Origin of the sequence: Streptomyces sp. ISL-66, from assembly GCF_018614135.1 — a bacterium.
Lineage (GTDB): Bacteria > Actinomycetota > Actinomycetes > Streptomycetales > Streptomycetaceae > Streptomyces.
Map to the genome: position 1 here is coordinate 1 of NZ_JAGGOW010000096.1, position 16,405 is coordinate 16,405.

Annotated in this window: 10 protein-coding genes; 6 read left to right on the forward strand and 4 right to left on the reverse strand. The window is 72.0% G+C overall.

Annotated features, from left to right (window positions below; genetic code table 11):
- The first annotated feature begins 417 nt into the window (after window positions 1-417).
- From J7E97_RS18855 to J7E97_RS18880, 6 genes are all read left to right on the forward strand, one after another.
- Entirely contained in the window at window positions 418-1,110 is a 693-nt protein-coding gene (locus J7E97_RS18855; RefSeq protein ID WP_215028547.1) for an NAD(P)-dependent oxidoreductase, read from the forward strand.
- Window positions 1,111-1,276: 166 nt separating this feature from the next.
- Window positions 1,277-3,247, forward strand: coding sequence for an RNA ligase family protein (locus tag J7E97_RS18860; RefSeq protein ID WP_215028550.1), 1,971 nt, complete (start codon window positions 1,277-1,279; stop codon window positions 3,245-3,247).
- Window positions 3,247-6,297 (forward strand): poly(A) polymerase, encoded by a 3,051-nt coding sequence (locus tag J7E97_RS18865; RefSeq protein WP_215028551.1) that lies wholly within the window; start codon window positions 3,247-3,249, stop codon window positions 6,295-6,297. The genes J7E97_RS18860 and J7E97_RS18865 overlap by 1 nt, the downstream gene beginning before the upstream one ends.
- Before the next feature lie 403 nt (window positions 6,298-6,700).
- Window positions 6,701-8,890 carry a discoidin domain-containing protein gene (locus tag J7E97_RS18870; RefSeq protein ID WP_215028553.1) on the forward strand — a complete coding sequence of 730 codons (2,190 nt, stop codon included), beginning with the start codon at window positions 6,701-6,703 and terminating at the stop codon, window positions 8,888-8,890.
- Between the two features lie 142 nt (window positions 8,891-9,032).
- Entirely contained in the window at window positions 9,033-10,106 is a 1,074-nt protein-coding gene (locus J7E97_RS18875) for a DUF1996 domain-containing protein (RefSeq protein ID WP_215028555.1), read from the forward strand.
- 41 nt (window positions 10,107-10,147) lie between these two features.
- Entirely contained in the window at window positions 10,148-11,881 is a 1,734-nt protein-coding gene (locus J7E97_RS18880) for a discoidin domain-containing protein (RefSeq protein WP_215028557.1), read from the forward strand.
- Window positions 11,882-11,984: 103 nt separating this feature from the next.
- Here J7E97_RS18880 and J7E97_RS18885 read toward each other — a convergent pair whose 3' ends face one another.
- The 4 genes from J7E97_RS18885 to J7E97_RS18900 form a co-directional block, all read right to left on the reverse strand.
- Window positions 11,985-12,902: an NADP-dependent oxidoreductase gene (locus J7E97_RS18885; protein ID WP_215028565.1), complete on the reverse strand. Its 918-nt coding sequence runs from the start codon at window positions 12,900-12,902 to the stop codon at window positions 11,985-11,987.
- A 240-nt stretch (window positions 12,903-13,142) separates the two neighbouring features.
- The gene (locus J7E97_RS18890) at window positions 13,143-14,597 is read right to left on the reverse strand and encodes a GH1 family beta-glucosidase (RefSeq protein WP_215028559.1); all 1,455 of its coding nucleotides are present in this window, start codon (window positions 14,595-14,597) and stop codon (window positions 13,143-13,145) included.
- Window positions 14,594-15,490 (reverse strand): carbohydrate ABC transporter permease, encoded by an 897-nt coding sequence (locus J7E97_RS18895; RefSeq protein ID WP_215028562.1) that lies wholly within the window; start codon window positions 15,488-15,490, stop codon window positions 14,594-14,596. Before J7E97_RS18895 ends, J7E97_RS18890 begins: the two co-directional genes overlap by 4 nt.
- Window positions 15,483-16,405: carbohydrate ABC transporter permease (locus tag J7E97_RS18900; protein ID WP_215028564.1), on the reverse strand; the 923-nt coding region annotated here is incomplete at its 5' end. The genes J7E97_RS18900 and J7E97_RS18895, both read right to left, overlap by 8 nt.

A 16,405-nucleotide genomic window follows, 5' to 3' on the forward strand; every position in this document is an offset into this window, starting at 1 on the left:
GAGCGGAAGCGGCGGGCCAAACCTGCGCGGCCCGCGCCCGCGCGGGAACCGGCCGCGCAGCCCCGTAGGCCGCGGCCCGCGCCGAACCGTTCGTACGACATGGCACCGCTGTGCGCGGCGGCGCGGGGGACGGTGGACCCGTCCATCGCGGCGCTGTGTCGCTGACCCGCGGGCCACTGACCGTGTCACTGAGCCGCGTGGCGCCGACCCGGATGTCACTGATCCACATGTCACTGGCCCACATGTCACTGGCCGCGTGTCACTGATCGCTGTCCCCTGGCCCCTGACCCCGTGTCATTGGCCTTCGGGTGGCGACGACCCGCGTGGCGCTGCCGGACGCGGGCTCCGGGATTCGCTTGGATGGGCCGGGCGGGCCCCGGCCGGGGTCCCCACAGCCTCCACCCCCCAGGAGTCGACATGGCGAAGATCGCACTCTTCGGCGCGACCGGCGCGATCGGTTCCCGGGTGCTGCGGGAAGCACTCGGGCGCGGGCACCAGGTCACGGCCGTCGTACGCGATCCCGCGCGGCTCGCCGTGGCCGGGGCCGGCGACGCCGGCACCACCGGCGCGGGCGGCGCGCCCGTCGTCGTACGCGGCAACGTGCTCGACCCCGCGTCCGTCACCGAGGCGGCGGCCGGGAAGGACGTGGTGGTGAGCGCGTTCGGACCGGGCCCCGGAGATCCGGGCACGCTCGTCAGCGCCGTCAAATCGCTGGTCGGCGGCGTACAGGCGCTCGGCATCGACGGAGCGCCGCCCCGGCCGCGCGTGATCACCGTCGGCGGCGCGGGCTCGCTCCGCACCCCCGGCGGGCCGCTGGTGTGGGACGAGGCCGGAATCCCGGAGGCGGTCCTCGCCGTCATGCACGCCCACGGGGAGGCGCTCGACTTCCTGCGGACCGTGCCGGTGGACGAGGTCCACTGGACCAGCCTCAGCCCGGCCGCGCGGATCGAGCCGGGCGAGCGGACGGGAACGTACCGGCTGGGGCTCGACGACCTCGTCGTGGACGACGACGGCCGCAGCCTGATCTCCATGGAGGACTACGCCGTCGCGCTGGTGGACGAGATCGATCGCGACGCGCACGCGGGCCGGCGGTTCACCATCGGGTACTGAGACGGGGCAGCTCGGGACAGGGCAGCTCGGGGCAGGGGAGACCAGGGCACGGCAGACCGGGGGCACGGCGGCCCGGAGCGGGAGGGGATCTCGATATTCGCTGGTTCGACGGTGGTCCGGCTACCTAGAGTGACCGGGCACGGACATCGTCGAGCAGGAGCGGATCATGCGCACCCACTACCCCCGGACCCCGCACCTGCCGTGGTCACCAGGCGCGACCTCCGACGACGTGCGGACCACCGGGATCGACGGGCTGGCCGGTCGGGAGGTCGTGGTCACCGAGAAGCTCGACGGGGAGAACACCACCCTCTACGCGGACGGCCTGCACGCGCGCTCCCTCGACTCGGGCCACCACCCCTCGCGTGCGTGGGTGAAGGCCCTGCAGAGCCGGATCGGCCCGGGGATCCCGGCGGACTGGCGCGTGTGCGGGGAGAACGTCTACGCCCGGCATTCGCTGGCGTACGAGGAACTCGACTCGTGGTTCTACGGGTTCTCCGTGTGGGACGGCGACCACTGCCTCGACTGGGACCGGAGCGTGCGGTTCCTGCACGGCCTCGGGGTGCCCGGACCGCGCGTGCTCTGGCGCGGGGTCTTCGACGAACGCGCGCTGCGCAGGCTGCGGCTCGACACGACGCGGCAGGAGGGCTACGTCGTCCGGACCGTGGCGGGCTTCGAGCGGGCCGATTTCGGGCGGTGCGTGGCCAAGTGGGTGCGCGGCGGCCACGTGCGGACGGACGCCCACTGGATGTACGCGCGGGTCGTGGCGAACGGGCTGGGTCCGGCGGCCCCGTTGTGGGACGTGCGGTCGGGCGCGGATCCGGATCTGGCCGGGCTGCTGGAGGCGGTCGGGGCGGCGGAGACGGTTCCGCACGGCGAGCCGACGGCGGGAGCCGGAGCCGTGGCGGCGGCGGGGGCCGGAGCGGCGGGGGCGGCCGGAACCGAAGGACTGGTCACCGGCGCCGAGAGAGTCGTCGCCGAAGTCGCGGACCGCATCGACGGGTTGGCGGTCCGCCGCACCGGGGAGGAGCGGCTCGCCGGGATACTGGCGGCCGCGCTGCACGGCGTACCCCGGGCCCGGCTCGCGGCGCGGCTGGCGGCAGGGCCGCTCGGGATGTCCACGGCCCGGAGGGTCGCGGATCTGGTCGGCTTGTATCCGGCGCTGCGCAGGCCGTTCCCCTACCCGGACGCGGAGCGGAGGGCCGGACTGGTACGGATGGCGGAGGCGGCCGATCTGGGGGTGCTGCACGCGCTGGCGGGGGCGGTACCGGGACCCCCGGACCTCTCGGAATCCCCGGAATCCTCGGAATCCTCGGAATCCGTCGAGTGGTCCGCGCTGCACGCCGAGGAGGCGGGGCTGCTCGGTCCCGCGCCGCTGGAGCCGCTGCGGACCGGACTGCGGGAGGCCCTGGCCGCCGCCGGGCTCACCGACTCCGACGCGGCCGACCGCTGCTGGGCGCAGGCCCGCGAGGCGTACGCCCAGGGCAAGCTGACGACCCCCGAGGAGGCCGCCGCGGCGACCTGGAGGTGGCGGGACGGCTCGTCCTTCCCCCGGCTGGTGCAGTTGTGCGGGCCCTCGGGCAGCGGGAAGAGCACGTACGCCCGCGCCCTTCCGGGCGTGGAGACGTACATCAGTCTTGACGATCTGCGCACGGCGCGGGGTTCCCGTTCGGACCAGCGGGACAACGCTGACGTGCTCCGTGAGGGCCTGGACCGGCTGGACGCCGCGCTGGCCGCCGCCGCGCGGCGCGGCGGCACGGTGGTCTGGGACGCCACTTCGCTGACCGGGCAGCAGCGCGGGCTGGCCGGCGCCGTCGCACGCCGCCGGGACGCGCTGGTGACCCACGCCGTGGTCCTGGTCGAGGAGGCGGAGCTGCTGCGCCGCAACTCCACGCGTCCGCACGCCGTACCGGCGCAGGTGCTGGCCTCGCAGCTGCGCCGGTTCGCGCCCCCGTACCCCGGCGAGGCGCACCGCACCTGGTACATCGGGGCGGGCGGGGCCGTGGAGGACACGGCGGGCACGATCACGGCGGCAACGACGGCGACGGCGCATGCGGCGACGGCCTGGGTCTCGACTTCGAGCTCGACGGCGACCTGGACTCCGACCACAGCGGCAATGACAGCGGGCGAGGACGGCTGATGCGTACCAGCGAGGAGCTCTACCACCAGGTCCGCTGGGATCCCCGGTTCGATCCGGCGCGGTTCACGCTCGGGCTGCTACAGCGCGGGGCCGCGCCCCAGCGGATCCCGCTGCCCTCGTTCGTGCCCGGCGGCGACATCCCGTGGCACCGGGTGCTGTTCGTGGAGGCGGACGGCGAGCTGGTGTGGGACCGGGCGACGGGGGTGGACGTCATCGACAGCACCCCGGCCGGTCGGGTCCGCGACCCGAGGCTGCTGCGGGCGCCGTTCTTCACGGCACGGACGCCTCACGCATGGGACCCGGCGGGCGGCGGCTCCTGGCAGCCCGCCCCCGAGGGCGGGACCCGCGCGTCGGCTCCCTCCCGGATTCGGCTGTTGACGTGGAACACGCTCTGGGACCGGTACGACGCCCCGCGCATCTCCACCGCGCGGCGCAGGCCGCTGCTCCTGGCCGACCTGGCCGCCGCCGACGCGGACGTCATCGCGCTCCAGGAGGTGGAGCGGGAGCTGCTCGGGATGCTGCTCGCCGAGCCGTGGGTGCGGGACGCGTACACGGTCGCGGCCGATCCGGGCGGGCGGGACGTGGCCGAGAGCGGGCTGCTGGTGCTGAGCCGGCTGCCCGTGCGGGAGGCGGGCGTGCACGCGCTCGGCCCGCACAAGGCGGTCGTCGCGGTCACCGTGGACACGGTGACCGGGCCGCTGGTCGTCGCCGTCACGCACCTGACGAGTGATCACACGGAGCGCGGCGCCGACCGGCGCGCGGTCCAACTGGCCGACATCCGCGAAGGGCTGGCCGGCATCGAGGCGGACGCCGTGGCGCTGCTCGGCGACCTCAACGACGGCCGCTCGGGGGCCGAGGGGCCGGCGGCCGCGCTGGGCCTGCGCGACGCGTGGAACGAGGTGCACGGCGCGACCGACGCGACGCCGACCTTCGATCCGGTCGCCAATCCGCTCGCCGCGGTGGGCTCGTTGTCGGGGCGGGCCGCGCGCCTGGACCGGATCCTGCTGCGGTCGGCGCGGGTCCGGGTGCCGCAGGCCGCGCTGCGGGGCGACTTGCCCGCTCCGGACGGACTGTTCATGTCCGACCACTACGGGGTCGAGGCCACGCTGGAGTTCCGGGCGGCGGGTGACCACGGCCCAAAGGTGCTGGACGTACGGTCGACCGCGCGGACGGCGGTGGCCTGGCTGGCACCGCACGACGCGGCGCTGGAAGCCGTACGGCGGGAGCACGACCCGCAGGCGGAGCGCTGGCCGGCGCACGTGAACCTGCTGTTCGGCTTCGTGCCGGAGTCCTCCTTCGAGGAGGCGCTGCCGCTGCTGGCCGAAGTCGCCGCGCGGACACCTGCGTTCACGGCGCGGCTGGAGGGCGTGTACAGCTTCGAGTCCACCCTGTGGCTGGATCCGGCGGCGGCCGGCCAGGAGCCGTGGCAGCAGTTGCGTCGGGCCATCGCCGAACGGTTCCCGGGATGCCGGGGGCGGAGCCAGGGCCGGAGCGAGGGCTACACGCCGCACCTGACTCTGGGGCGCAGCCGCGACCCGCGGCGGGCGGAGGGGGAGTTCGCGGCGCGCCTCGGCGGTGGTCGCCGGACGGCGCTGGTCGGCTCGCTCGCCGTGCTGTCGCGGCGCGGGGACGGCCCGATGGAGGTCCGGGCGACGGTGGAGCTCGGGACCGGCGAGGTGCGGTGGGCGGCGGAGCCGGCGCGGACGGCTGTCTTCGGACCGTGGACGGACGGGGGTACGGCGGCGACGGAACGGCAGCCGGAGGCGGAACGGCAGCCGGAGGCGGAACAGGAGGCGGTGACGGAGCAGGAGGCGGAGCAGGCCCCGGCGGACATCGCAGCAGGAGCGGCGGCGCGCATCGCCGCGCGGGTCGCGGCGGCGCTGCCGGAGGGGGTCGTACACGTGGTCGGCTCGCGCCGGATGGGCTGCGCGCTGCCGGGCGCGGACCTGGACCTGGTGGCGGCGCTGCCGGGGGCGGTCGGCAGCGCCGAGGTGCGCTCGCGGATCGCCGCCGCGCTCCCGGAGGCGGAGCGGCTTCGCGAGGTGACGGGTTCCCGGGTGCCGGGGCTGCGCTTCCGTGTTCCCCGACCGGCTGCGACCGGATCCGGCACGACCGGATCCGGCGCGACCGCACTGGACGTGGATCTGGTGGTCGTCGCCACCGGGTCGGTGGCCCCCGGGGAGGCGGTGGGCCGGCGGGCGTCGCTCGGCGAGGCGGCGGCGGTGGCCCTGAGCGCGGTGAGCGACGCGGACGCGCTCCTGGCCTTCGTGGGTCCGGAGCACGCGGCCTTCGCCCGGCTGGCGCGCGAGGTGAAGGCCTGGGCTCGTACCCGAGGCCTCGATTCGGCCCCGTTCGGCGGCCTCCCGGGCCTGGCCTGGTCCGTCCTGGCCGCCCACGCGGTGCGCAGCGCCCCGGAGTCCTCCCCCGGCTCGCTGCTCCGCGCGTTCTTCGCCACCTGGGCCGCCTGGGACTGGCGCACTCCGGTGGCACTGCCTCCGATCACGGCCCCGGTCAGGGTCACAGCCACGGCCCCGGCCCCGGCCCCGGCCGTGACCCCGGCTGTGACCGGTGACGGCGCCCTGACCGTACTCACCCCCTCCGCCCCGGTCCGCAGCTGCACCACCCAGGTCGGCCCCGGGCTGCGCGATCTGCTGGCGCGGGAGCTGTACGCCGCGTGGGAAGCCCTCGACGCAGGGGTCGCGGGCGGCGACCCCGCCCTCTGCTCTGCGCCCCCGCACCGACGGCACGCCGCCTGGGGCGTGGTCACGGTGACGGGGAACCGGACGGATGACTTCGAGGAGAACCTCGGCCGGACGCGCGGGCGGATGCGCGCCCTGCTCGCGGCCCTGTCGGCGGCAGGCCTCTCGGAGGCCCATGCCTGGCCGCGCCCCTTCGAACGCACCCCGGTACTGGCCCGGTACGCGGTGGGCCTGGGTCCCACACCGCCGGACGCGGCCGCGCTGGCCGGCCTCACGGCCTCCTGGGCGGCGACGCTCCCCGGCACGGAAGTGACCTGGGCGGAGTGCGGGTCCGTCCCCGACCTCCGCTGAAGGCCGGACCGGAGAGGCCGTGCAGCAATCACCGGTGCGGGAGTCCCAGGCGTTTCTCCGCGCCATGACGACAAGTAACGAACACAGCACAGTCTCTGAAGCAGCATCAGATACCGATCTCCGAAACAACATCGAAGGCATCGAAGGCTTTCGACCGAAACCCCGCCCCACCCTCGCGGGCAGGGCGAGACGGACCGGTCAGAGCCTCAGTAGAGCCCTGCTCCGTTTTTTCGTCAACACTTTTCACAAGGATTGAAGAAACTCCAAGTTCACAGCCCTGATGCGTGATTGACACGCCGTTGGATCTTCAGTTCATGAACGTTCAAACCCTTGACGGCACCTCTGCAGGGCAGTTCACTCACGCTTCGATCCCCCGGATCCTCGACGTCAGGAGTTGCCCCGCATGCCCCTCCTCTCCGATCACCCCCCACGCCGATCCCTCAGAGCCCGGCGCGGCCCCTCGCGGCTGACCGTCGCCACGCTCGCGGCTTCGCTGATCGCCGCCTTCCTCGTGCTCCTCCCGAGCACCACCGCGACCGCGGCGCCCACGCTCCTCTCCCAGGGCAAGCCCGCCACCGCCTCGTCCACCGAGGGCGCCGGCACACCCGCCTCGGCCGCCGTGGACGGCGACGACGGCACCCGCTGGTCCAGCCAGTTCGCCGATCCCCAGTGGATACAGGTCGACCTCGGCGCCCCCGCCCAGCTGAGCCAGGTCGTCCTGCGCTGGGAGACGGCCGCGGGCAAGGCGTACCGGGTGGAGCTGTCGACCGACGGCGCCAACTGGTCCACCGCGTACTCGACCGCCAACGGCACCGGCGGCGTCCAGACCCACGACATCACCGGCACCGCCCGCTACGTCCGCGTGTACGGCACCCAGCGGACCACCGGATACGGCTACTCCCTCTGGGAGTTCCAGGTCTACGGGACCACCGGCACCGGTCCGACCCTCCCCGGCGGCGGCGACCTCGGCCCCAACGTGATCGTCTTCGATCCGTCCACGCCGAACATCCAGGCCAAGCTGGACCAGGTCTTCGCACAGCAGGAGTCGGCCCAGTTCGGCTCCGGCCGCTACCAGTTCCTCTTCAAGCCGGGTACCTACAACGGCCTCAACGCCCAGCTCGGCTTCTACACCTCGATCTCCGGACTCGGCCTGAACCCCGACGACACCACCATCAACGGTGACGTGACCGTCGACGCCGGCTGGTTCGGCGGCAACGCCACCCAGAACTTCTGGCGCTCGGCGGAGAACCTCGCCCTCAACCCGGTCAACGGCACCGACCGCTGGGCCGTCTCGCAGGCCGCGCCGTTCCGCCGGATGCACGTCAAGGGCGGCCTCAACCTGGCACCGGACGGCTACGGCTGGGCCTCGGGCGGCTACATCGCCGACTCGAAGATCGACGGCCAGGTCGGCAACTACTCGCAGCAGCAGTGGTACACCCGTGACAGCTCGATCGGCGGCTGGTCCAACAGCGTGTGGAACCAGGTCTTCTCCGGAACGGTGGGCGCGCCCGCGCAGAGCTTCCCGGAGCCGCGCTACACCACCCTGGACAACACCCCCGTGTCCCGGGAGAAGCCCTTCCTCTATCTGGACGGCACCGAGTACAAGGTCTTCGTCCCGGCCAAGCGCGTGAACGCACGCGGCACTTCCTGGGGCAACGGCGCGCCGCAGGGCACCTCGATCCCGCTGAGCCGGTTCTACGTGGTCAAGCCGGGCACGAGCGCCGCGACGATGAACCAGGCGCTGGCCCAGGGCCTGCACCTGCTCTTCACCCCGGGCGTCTACCACGTCGACCAGACCGTCCAGGTCAACCGCGCCGACACCATCGTCCTCGGCCTCGGCCTCGCGACCATCGTCCCGGACAACGGGGTGACCGCGATGAAGGTGGCCGACGTGGACGGCGTCAAGCTCGCCGGTTTCCTGATCGACGCGGGTACCGTCAACTCCCCCACCCTGCTGGAGGTCGGCCCGGCCGGCACCACCACGGACCACGGGGCGAACCCGACCACCGTCCAGGACGTGTTCATCCGGGTCGGCGGCGCCGGTGCCGGCAAGGCCACGGCCGGCATGGTGATCAACAACCACGACACGATCGTCGACCACACCTGGATCTGGCGCGCCGACCACGGGGACGGGGTGGGCTGGGAGACCAACCGCTCCGATTACGGCTTCCGCGTGAACGGTGACGACGTACTGGCCACCGGGCTCTTCGTCGAGCACTTCAACAAGTACGACGTGGAGTGGAACGGCGAGCGCGGCCGCACGATCTTCTTCCAGAACGAGAAGGCGTACGACGCCCCCAACCAGGCCGCCGTCCAGAACGGTTCGGTGAAGGGCTTCGCGGCCTACAAGGTGTCCGACTCGGTCAACACCCACGAGGGCTGGGGACTGGGCAGCTACTGCTACTACAACGTCGACCCGACGATCCGCCAGGACCACGGCTTCGAGGTCCCGGTGAAGCCCGGCGTGAAGTTCCACGACCTCCTCGTGGTCTCGCTGGGCGGGAACGGCCAGTACGAGCACGTGGTCAACAGCACGGGCGCTCCGACCTCGGGCACGTCGACCACCCCGTCCACCGTCGTCTCGTTCCCCTGATCACCCCCTGATCCCCGGTTCGCGGGGCGGCCGCCCGGCCGCCCCGCGTTTTCCGGGCCATCCGAGAGAGCGCTCTCCCACTGCTCCCACCTCGGCCCTCTCTCAGGCACCGCCCCACCACCACCCCGAAGGAGCCCAAGCAATGAAACTCCGACCGCGGGCCCTGTCCGCCCTGCTGGTCTCGGCGGCCGTCGCCGTGACCGCGGCCGCCGGTATCGGCGCGACCGCGCTCACCGCGCAGGCCACCCCCGACACCGCTGCCGTCCACCCGAGCGCGCACCGCGCCGCCGTGGCCCCCCTCGCGACGGGCGACGACCCCGACGGCGACGGCTACATCCCGGCCGTTCCGCAGGTCACGGGCGTGACCCCGTCCTGGAACAACCCGCCGGACCGCTACTTCCACGAGTTCCAGGCCAACTGCGCGGTCAGCAAGACCGCCCCGGACGACCCGATCGTCTACGCGGGCCGGCCCGGTGCCTCGCACGACCACACCTTCATGGGCAACACCGGCACGAACGCCTTCAGCACCACCGCCTCCCTGAGCGGCGGCGGTACCGCCTGCAACGCGGTCGGCGACCTGTCCGGCTACTGGATGCCCTCGCTCTACAACGGCAGCCAGAAGATCCTGCCCACCGGCCCCCAGGTCATCTACTACAAGACGGGGGTCACCGACTACACGAGCGTGCGCCCCTTCCCCAAGGGCCTGCGGTTCGTCGTCGGCAGCCCCACGCAGACCGCCGCCGAATTCCGCGGCCACAAGGGCTGGGTCGAGGGCTGGGAGTGCGGTGACAGCTTCAAGAACACCGAGTTCCCGGCCAACTGCCCGGCCGGCACCCAGCTCAACATCCGGATGCAGTCCCCCAGTTGTTGGGACGGCAAGTTCCTCGCCACCCCGGACCACAAGGCACACATGGCCTATCCGGTCGTGAAGCCCGGCACCAACGACAACGTCTGCCCGGCCGGCCACCCGGTCGCGGTGCCGATGGTCGAGTTCAAGATGGCCTTCCCGGTCAGCGGAGACATGTCGCAGGTCAGGCTCTCCAGCGGATCCGGCCACTCGTTCCACTACGACTTCTTCAACGCGTGGGACGACCGGACCCTGAACGCCATGGTCGAGCACTGCATCAAGGGCGGCCTCCAGTGCAACGCCCGGGGCTACGACGAGACCCACCCCGCGGCCGGCGCCGTACTCGGCCCCGACTACCGCCTGCCGTAACGACCTCCCGCACCTCGACCCCCTCTCAAGGAGGTTTCAGCATGCTCTCCCGCATGCGCAGCACCGTCACCACCGCCGCCCTGCTCGCGGGCGTCGTCACCTTCCTCCCCGCGGGCCCGGCGCAAGCCGCCGGCAGCGTGGTGAAGGTGACCGGCTCCCAGGGCAACTGGCAGCTGACCGTGGACGGTTCCGCGTTCCTCGTCAAGGGCGTCACCTGGGGTCCCTCCCCCGCCGACGCCGGGCGCCTGCTCACCGACGTGAAGTCGCTGGGCGCCAACACCATCCGCACGTGGGGCACCGACGCGAGCAGCCGCCAGCTGCTCGACGCCGCCTCCACGAACAACATCAAGGTCGTGGCCGGCTTCTGGCTCCAGCCCGGCGGCGGTCCGGGCAGCGGCGGCTGCACGAACTACGTCACGGACACGACGTACAAGAACAACATGCTCACCGAGTTCACCAAGTGGGTGCAGACCTACCGCGACCACCCGGCCGTGCTGATGTGGAACGTCGGCAACGAGTCGGTGCTCGGCCTGCAGAACTGCTACAGCGGCACGGAGCTGGAGAACCAGCGCAACGCGTACACGACGTTCGTCAACGACGTGGCGAAGGCCATCCACCGCATCGACGCCAACCACCCGGTCACCTCCACCGACGCGTGGGTGGGCACCTGGACGTACTACAAGCGCAACTCACCGGACCTGGACCTCTACGCGGTCAACTCCTACAAGGAGGTTTGCGGCATCAAGCAGGCCTGGGAGCAGGGTGGCTACAACAAGCCGTACCTCATCACGGAGACCGGTCCGGCGGGTGAGTGGGAGGTCCCGAACGACGCCAACGGCGTCCCACTCGAGCCGGGCGACCAGGCGAAGGCCGACGGTTACACCCACGCCTGGAACTGCGTCACGGGCCACCGGGGGGTGGCGCTGGGCGCGACGGTCTTCCACTACGGCACCGAGTACGACTTCGGCGGCCACTGGTTCAACCTGACCCCGGCCGGCGAGCGCCGCAAGATGTACTACGCGGTCAAGCGGGCGTACGGCGGGAACACGGCCGGCGACAACCTGCCGCCGACCGTCTCGGTGCCCTCGGTTCCCGACGCGGGCGCCGTCCCGGCGGGCAAGGAGGTGACGATCCAAGCTCCGGCGACCGACCCGGAGGGCGACCAGCTCGCGTACGAGGTGCTCTGGGGCAGCAAGTACGTGGACGGCGGCGGCGGGCTCGTCTCCGTGCCGTCCACGAACCTGGGCAACGGCACGCTCAAGGCCACCGCCCCGGCCAAGACCGGTGTGTGGAAGCTCTACGTCAAGGTCAAGGACGGCCGGGGCAACGTGGGTGTCGAACAGCGCTCCGTGAAGGTGGTCCCACCGCCCGTGGCCGGCACGAACGTGGCGTTGAACCGGCCGACGACCGCCTCGACGTTCCAGAACGACGGCTACGGAGGCTGCCCGTGCGGCCCCCAGCTGGCCACGGACGGGAACGACACCACGCGTTGGGCGAGCACGTGGTCCGATCCCCAGTGGCTCCAGGTGGACCTGGGGTCGGTGAAGCAGCTGAAGCACGCGCAGCTGGTGTGGGAGGGCGCGTACGGGAAGGCGTACACGATCCGGGTGTCGGACGACGGCCAGAACTGGCGTACGGCCTACGCCGCTTCCAACGGTGACGGAGGCATCGACGACTTCGACCTCTCCGCTTCGGGCCGGTACGTGCGCCTCGACATGACCCAGCGGGGAACCGGTTACGGCTACTCCCTGTTCCACTTCGGCGTCTACGCCTGATCCTCGGCCCGACGTCCCCCGCAGACCCCGCGCGCCGCCCGGACCTGACCCGGGCGGCGCGCGGTCGCGTGCGGTCGCGTGCGCGCGGTCGGCCGCCGGTGGCTCAGACCTCCAGGACGATCTTCCCCGCGGTGTGGCCGGCCTGGCTGAGCTCGAAGGCCGCGGCCAGGTCGGCGAGCGGGAAGGTCTCGGCGACGGTGACGGTGAGCTGCCCCGCGTCGGCGAGCCGGCCCAGCTCTGCGAGGTCCTCCCCGATGGGCCGTACCCACATCCACTGGCCGCCGGCGCCGAGCACGTCGTGGTCGGCGATAGAGGCGTGACGGCCGCCTTCGGCCAGGACGGCCAGGGTGGTGTCGAGGACTCCGCCGACGAAGTCGGCGACGACGGTGACCCCGTCCGGCGCCAGCGCGCGGACCCGGTCGGCGAGGCCGTCCCCGTACTCGACGGGTTCGCAGCCCAGCTCGCGCAGCAGGTCGTGGTTGCGCGGGGAGGCGGTGCCGATGACCCGGGCGCCGAGCGCGCGGGCGATCTGCACGCCGAAGGATCCGACGCCGCCCGCGGCGCCGTGCACGAGGACGGTGTCGTCCTTGCCGGTCTCCAGGCGGGTGAGGAGCTGGTACGCGGTGAGGCCGGCCAGCGGGAGCCCCGCGGCCTCCCGCCAGTTCAGGGAGACCGGCTTGCGCGCGAGGGCCCGTACGGGCACGGTGACGAACTCGGCGAAGGTGCCGCCGTGCACGTAGTCCTTGCGGGCGTAGGCGATGACCTCGTCGCCGGCCGTGAACTCGGGGGTGTCGATGCCCGCGTACTCGACGGTCCCGGACACGTCCCAGCCGGGCACGACCGGGTAGACGACGTCCATCAGGCTGTCGAGCCCGCCCGCCATGATCTTCCAGTCGACGGGGTTGACGGAGGCGCAGCGGACGCGGACGAGGACCTCGCCGGGGCCGACCTTGGGGACCGGGAGCCGGGTCTCGGAGAGCACCTCCGTCCCGCCGTACGTCTCGTACGTCATCGCCCGCATGGTGCCCTCTTGGTCCTCGGACATGCGCCTCGCCTCTCCGTGAGCGGTCAGGTGGCCCCCCTGTCCAATCCCACCACGAAATGCCGCGCCCGCCCGGGGAGGACGGGCGGGCGCGGCGCGGCGGAGCGGTTCGGTTGGGACGTGCGGGTGAGGCGTGCGGGCGAGGTGTACGGGTGACCGGCCGCGGGAGGGTACGGGGGCGGGCGGCGCGGGCGTGGCCGGGTGGTGCGGGTACTGCGGTTACAGGGCCCGGTGTGCGGCGATCACGTCCGCGTAGTGCCGGCCGCTGGTCTTGACCGTGCGCCGCTGCGTCTCGTAGTCCACGTGGACCAGTCCGAAGCGCTTGTCGTAGCCGTAGGCCCATTCGAAGTTGTCGAGCAACGACCAGGCGTAGTACCCGGCCAGCGGCGCGCCGCGACGGGCGGCGCGGGCGCAGGCGGCCAGGTGGGCCGTCAGGTACGCGGTGCGCTCGGGGTCGTGGACGCTGCCGTCGGGGGCCACGGTGTCGGGGTAGGAGGAGCCGTTCTCGGTGATGAGGATGCGCTGGGCCCCGTACTCCTCGGTGAGGCGCATGATCAGGGTCTCCAGGCCGTCCGCGTCCACCTCCCAGTCCATGCCGGTGCGCGGGACGCCCGGTCGGTCGATCATCCGGGCGTAGGGGGCGGCGCCGTGCGGGTCCGCGGTGACTACTTGCGGGAAGTAGTAGTTCAGGCCGATCCAGTCGAGGGGCGCGGCGATGGTTTCGAGGTCGCCGGGGCGTTCGGGCAGGTCCACGCCGTAGACCTCGCGCATGTCGGCGGGGAAGCCCCGGCCGTGGACGGGGTCGAGCCACCAGCGGTTGACGTGGCCGTCCATCCGCCGCGCGGCGGCCCGGTCGAATTCGCTGTCGGTGGCGGGTTCGACGGTGGAGAGGTTGTTGACGATGCCGATCTGCGCGCCGGGTGCTGCGGCACGGATGGCCTGAGCGGCCAGGCCGTGGCCCAGCAGCAGGTGGTAGGAGGCGCGGACGGCGGCGGTCAGGTCGCTGACGCCGGGGGCCATCTTGCCTTCGAGGTGGCCGATCCAGGCCGAGCACAGCGGCTCGTTGAGGGTGGCCCACTGGGTGACGCGGTCGCCGAGGCGCCCGGCGACGAGGCCGGCGTACGCGGCGAAGTGCTCGGCGGTGGCCCGCTCGGGCCAGCCTCCCCGGTCCTGGAGCGCCTGGGGCAGGTCCCAGTGGTAGAGGGTGACGGACGGTTCGATGCCCGCGGCGAGCAGGCCGTCGATCAGCCGGTCGTAGAAGTCGAGGCCCTTGTCGTTGACGGGACCGTCGCCACCGGGCAGCACGCGCGGCCAGGCGACGGAGAGCCGGTAGGCGTTGGTGCCGAGCCTGCGCATCAGGTCGATGTCGTCCTGCCACCGGTGGTAGTGGTCGCAGGCTGTGTCACCGTTGTGGCCGCCGTCGATGGCACCGGGGGTGCGGGTGAAGGTGTCCCAGATGGAGGGGGCCCGGCCGTCCTCGGCCACGGCGCCCTCGATCTGGTAGGCGGAGGTCGCGGTGCCCCAGACGAAGTCGCGCGGCAGGGCGGCGAGATCGATCGGGGCCGGTTCGACGGCGGGGCGGGCGGTGTCGGAACGTGCCGTGTTGAAGCGTGCCGTGTTGAAGCGTGCCGTGTTGAAGCGTGCCGTGTTGAAGCGTTCTGCGGAAAGGGTCATTTGACGGCTCCTGCCGTGAGTCCGGCCACCAAGTACTTCTGCAGCAGCAGGAATCCGGCGACGACGGGGATGCTGACGACGAGCGAGGCGGCCATGATCTGGTTCCAGTAGACGTCGTTCTGCGTGGAGTAGCCCTGCAGTCCGATGGCCAGGGTGCGGGTGGCGTCGTTCGTCATGACGGAGGCGAAGAGGACCTCGCCCCAGGCCGTCATGAACGCGTAGACGGAGACGGCGACGATGCCGGGCACGGCGGCCGGGATCACCACGCGCAGGAGCGCGCCGAGCGGGCCGCAGCCGTCCACGGTGGCGGCCTCGTCGAGGTCGCGGGGTACCGAGTCGAAGTACCCGATGAGCATCCAGATGGAGAAGGGGAGGGAGAAGGTGAGGTAGGTGAGGATCAGCCCGCCCCGGGATCCGTACAGGGCGATCCCGGTGGTGTTGCCGATGTTCACGAAGATCAGGAACAGCGGGAGCAGGAAGAGGATCCCGGGGAACATCTGGGTGGAGAGCACCGTCACCGTGAACAGGCGCTTGCCGCGGAAGCGGTAGCGGCTGACCGCGTACGCCGCGAAGACGGCGATCACGACGGAGCAGGCGGTGGCCGCGCCCGCCACGATGAGGGAGTTCACGAAGTACTTGGCGAGCGGGATGGTGTGCCAGATGTCGATGTAGGGGCGGATGGTGAGCCCGCTGGGGATCCAGCGGAACTGCCCGGCCACGTCCTTGAGGGGTTTGAGGGAGCTGGTGACCATCACGTAGACGGGCACCAGGACGAAGACGGCGAGGACGGTGAGGAAGAGCGCCCGGATCACCTTGAAGGACGTCGGCGGGTCCAGGGGCGACCTCGGTCGGCCGCGCGGACTGCGCGGGCGGCGGCGGACGGGGTCAGGCATCGGAGTTCCTCCGTCCCCGCGTCGTGAGCACGAGGTAGCCGGCGGTGACCAGCAGGAGGAACAGCAGCAGCAGGACGGACATCGCCGAGCCGGTGCCGAAGTTCCAGGTCACGAAGCTGGATTGGTAGATGTGGATGGAGACGAGGTCGGCCGCTTCGGGAGCGGACTTGCCGAACAGCACGAAGGGCGTGCCGAAGTCGTTGAAGGTCCACAGGAACAGCACCAGGATCAGCACCTGGTTGACGGCGCCGACCGAGGGCAGCGTGATCCGGTGGATCTGCTGCCAGATGCCGGCCCCGTCCAGCGCCGCCGCCTCGTAGAGGTCCTTGGGGATGTTCTGGAGGGCCGCCATGACGATGAGGAAGGCGAACGGCCAGCCCTTCCACACGGAGATGATCAGCAGCGCCCAGAAGCTGTTGTCGCCCAGCAGCCAGAAGGTGTGCTCGGCGCCGCCGATGCCCAGCTGGTCGTGGATGACGTGGTTCACCAGTCCGTTGTCCCGCTGGAACATGAACGCCCAGGTGATCACGGCCGCGTAGACCGGGAGCGCGTAGGGGATCAGGAACAGTGCCCGCAGGATGCCGCGGCCGCGGAAGGTCTCCTGCATGAACACGGCCGCCGCGGTGCCGAGGAACCAGCACAGCGCCACCGAGAGGAGGGTGAACGCGATGGTCGTGAAGAAGGAGTGGAGCAGGGCCGCGCCTACGGGTTTGTCGATGTCGATGGCGAGTTGGTAGTTGTCGAAGCCCGTCCAGGGGGCGCTGGACCAGTCCCGGATGAAGAACTGGGTCAGCTGCCGGAAGCTCATGGTGATGCCCACGACCATCGGGATCAGGTGGATGAGCAGTTCGAGCAGGAGGGCGGGCAGGAGCAGGAGGTACGGCAGGGCGGCGCGGCGCGCGCGGCCGGGACGGC

What these genes read in the sequence shown, in the direction of transcription:
- J7E97_RS18870 (WP_215028553.1), top strand. Translation starts at nt 6,701, where the DNA reads ATGCCCCTCCTCTCCGATCACCCCCCACGCCGATCCCTCAGAGCCCGG.
- J7E97_RS18895 (WP_215028562.1), bottom strand. Translation starts at nt 15,490, where the DNA reads ATGCCTGACCCCGTCCGCCGCCGCCCGCGCAGTCCGCGCGGCCGACCG.
- J7E97_RS18875 (WP_215028555.1), top strand. Translation starts at nt 9,033, where the DNA reads ATGAAACTCCGACCGCGGGCCCTGTCCGCCCTGCTGGTCTCGGCGGCC.
- J7E97_RS18890 (WP_215028559.1), bottom strand. Translation starts at nt 14,597, where the DNA reads ATGACCCTTTCCGCAGAACGCTTCAACACGGCACGCTTCAACACGGCA.
- J7E97_RS18880 (WP_215028557.1), top strand. Translation starts at nt 10,148, where the DNA reads ATGCTCTCCCGCATGCGCAGCACCGTCACCACCGCCGCCCTGCTCGCG.
- J7E97_RS18860 (WP_215028550.1), top strand. Translation starts at nt 1,277, where the DNA reads ATGCGCACCCACTACCCCCGGACCCCGCACCTGCCGTGGTCACCAGGC.
- J7E97_RS18855 (WP_215028547.1), top strand. Translation starts at nt 418, where the DNA reads ATGGCGAAGATCGCACTCTTCGGCGCGACCGGCGCGATCGGTTCCCGG.
- J7E97_RS18865 (WP_215028551.1), top strand. Translation starts at nt 3,247, where the DNA reads ATGCGTACCAGCGAGGAGCTCTACCACCAGGTCCGCTGGGATCCCCGG.
- J7E97_RS18885 (WP_215028565.1), bottom strand. Translation starts at nt 12,902, where the DNA reads ATGCGGGCGATGACGTACGAGACGTACGGCGGGACGGAGGTGCTCTCC.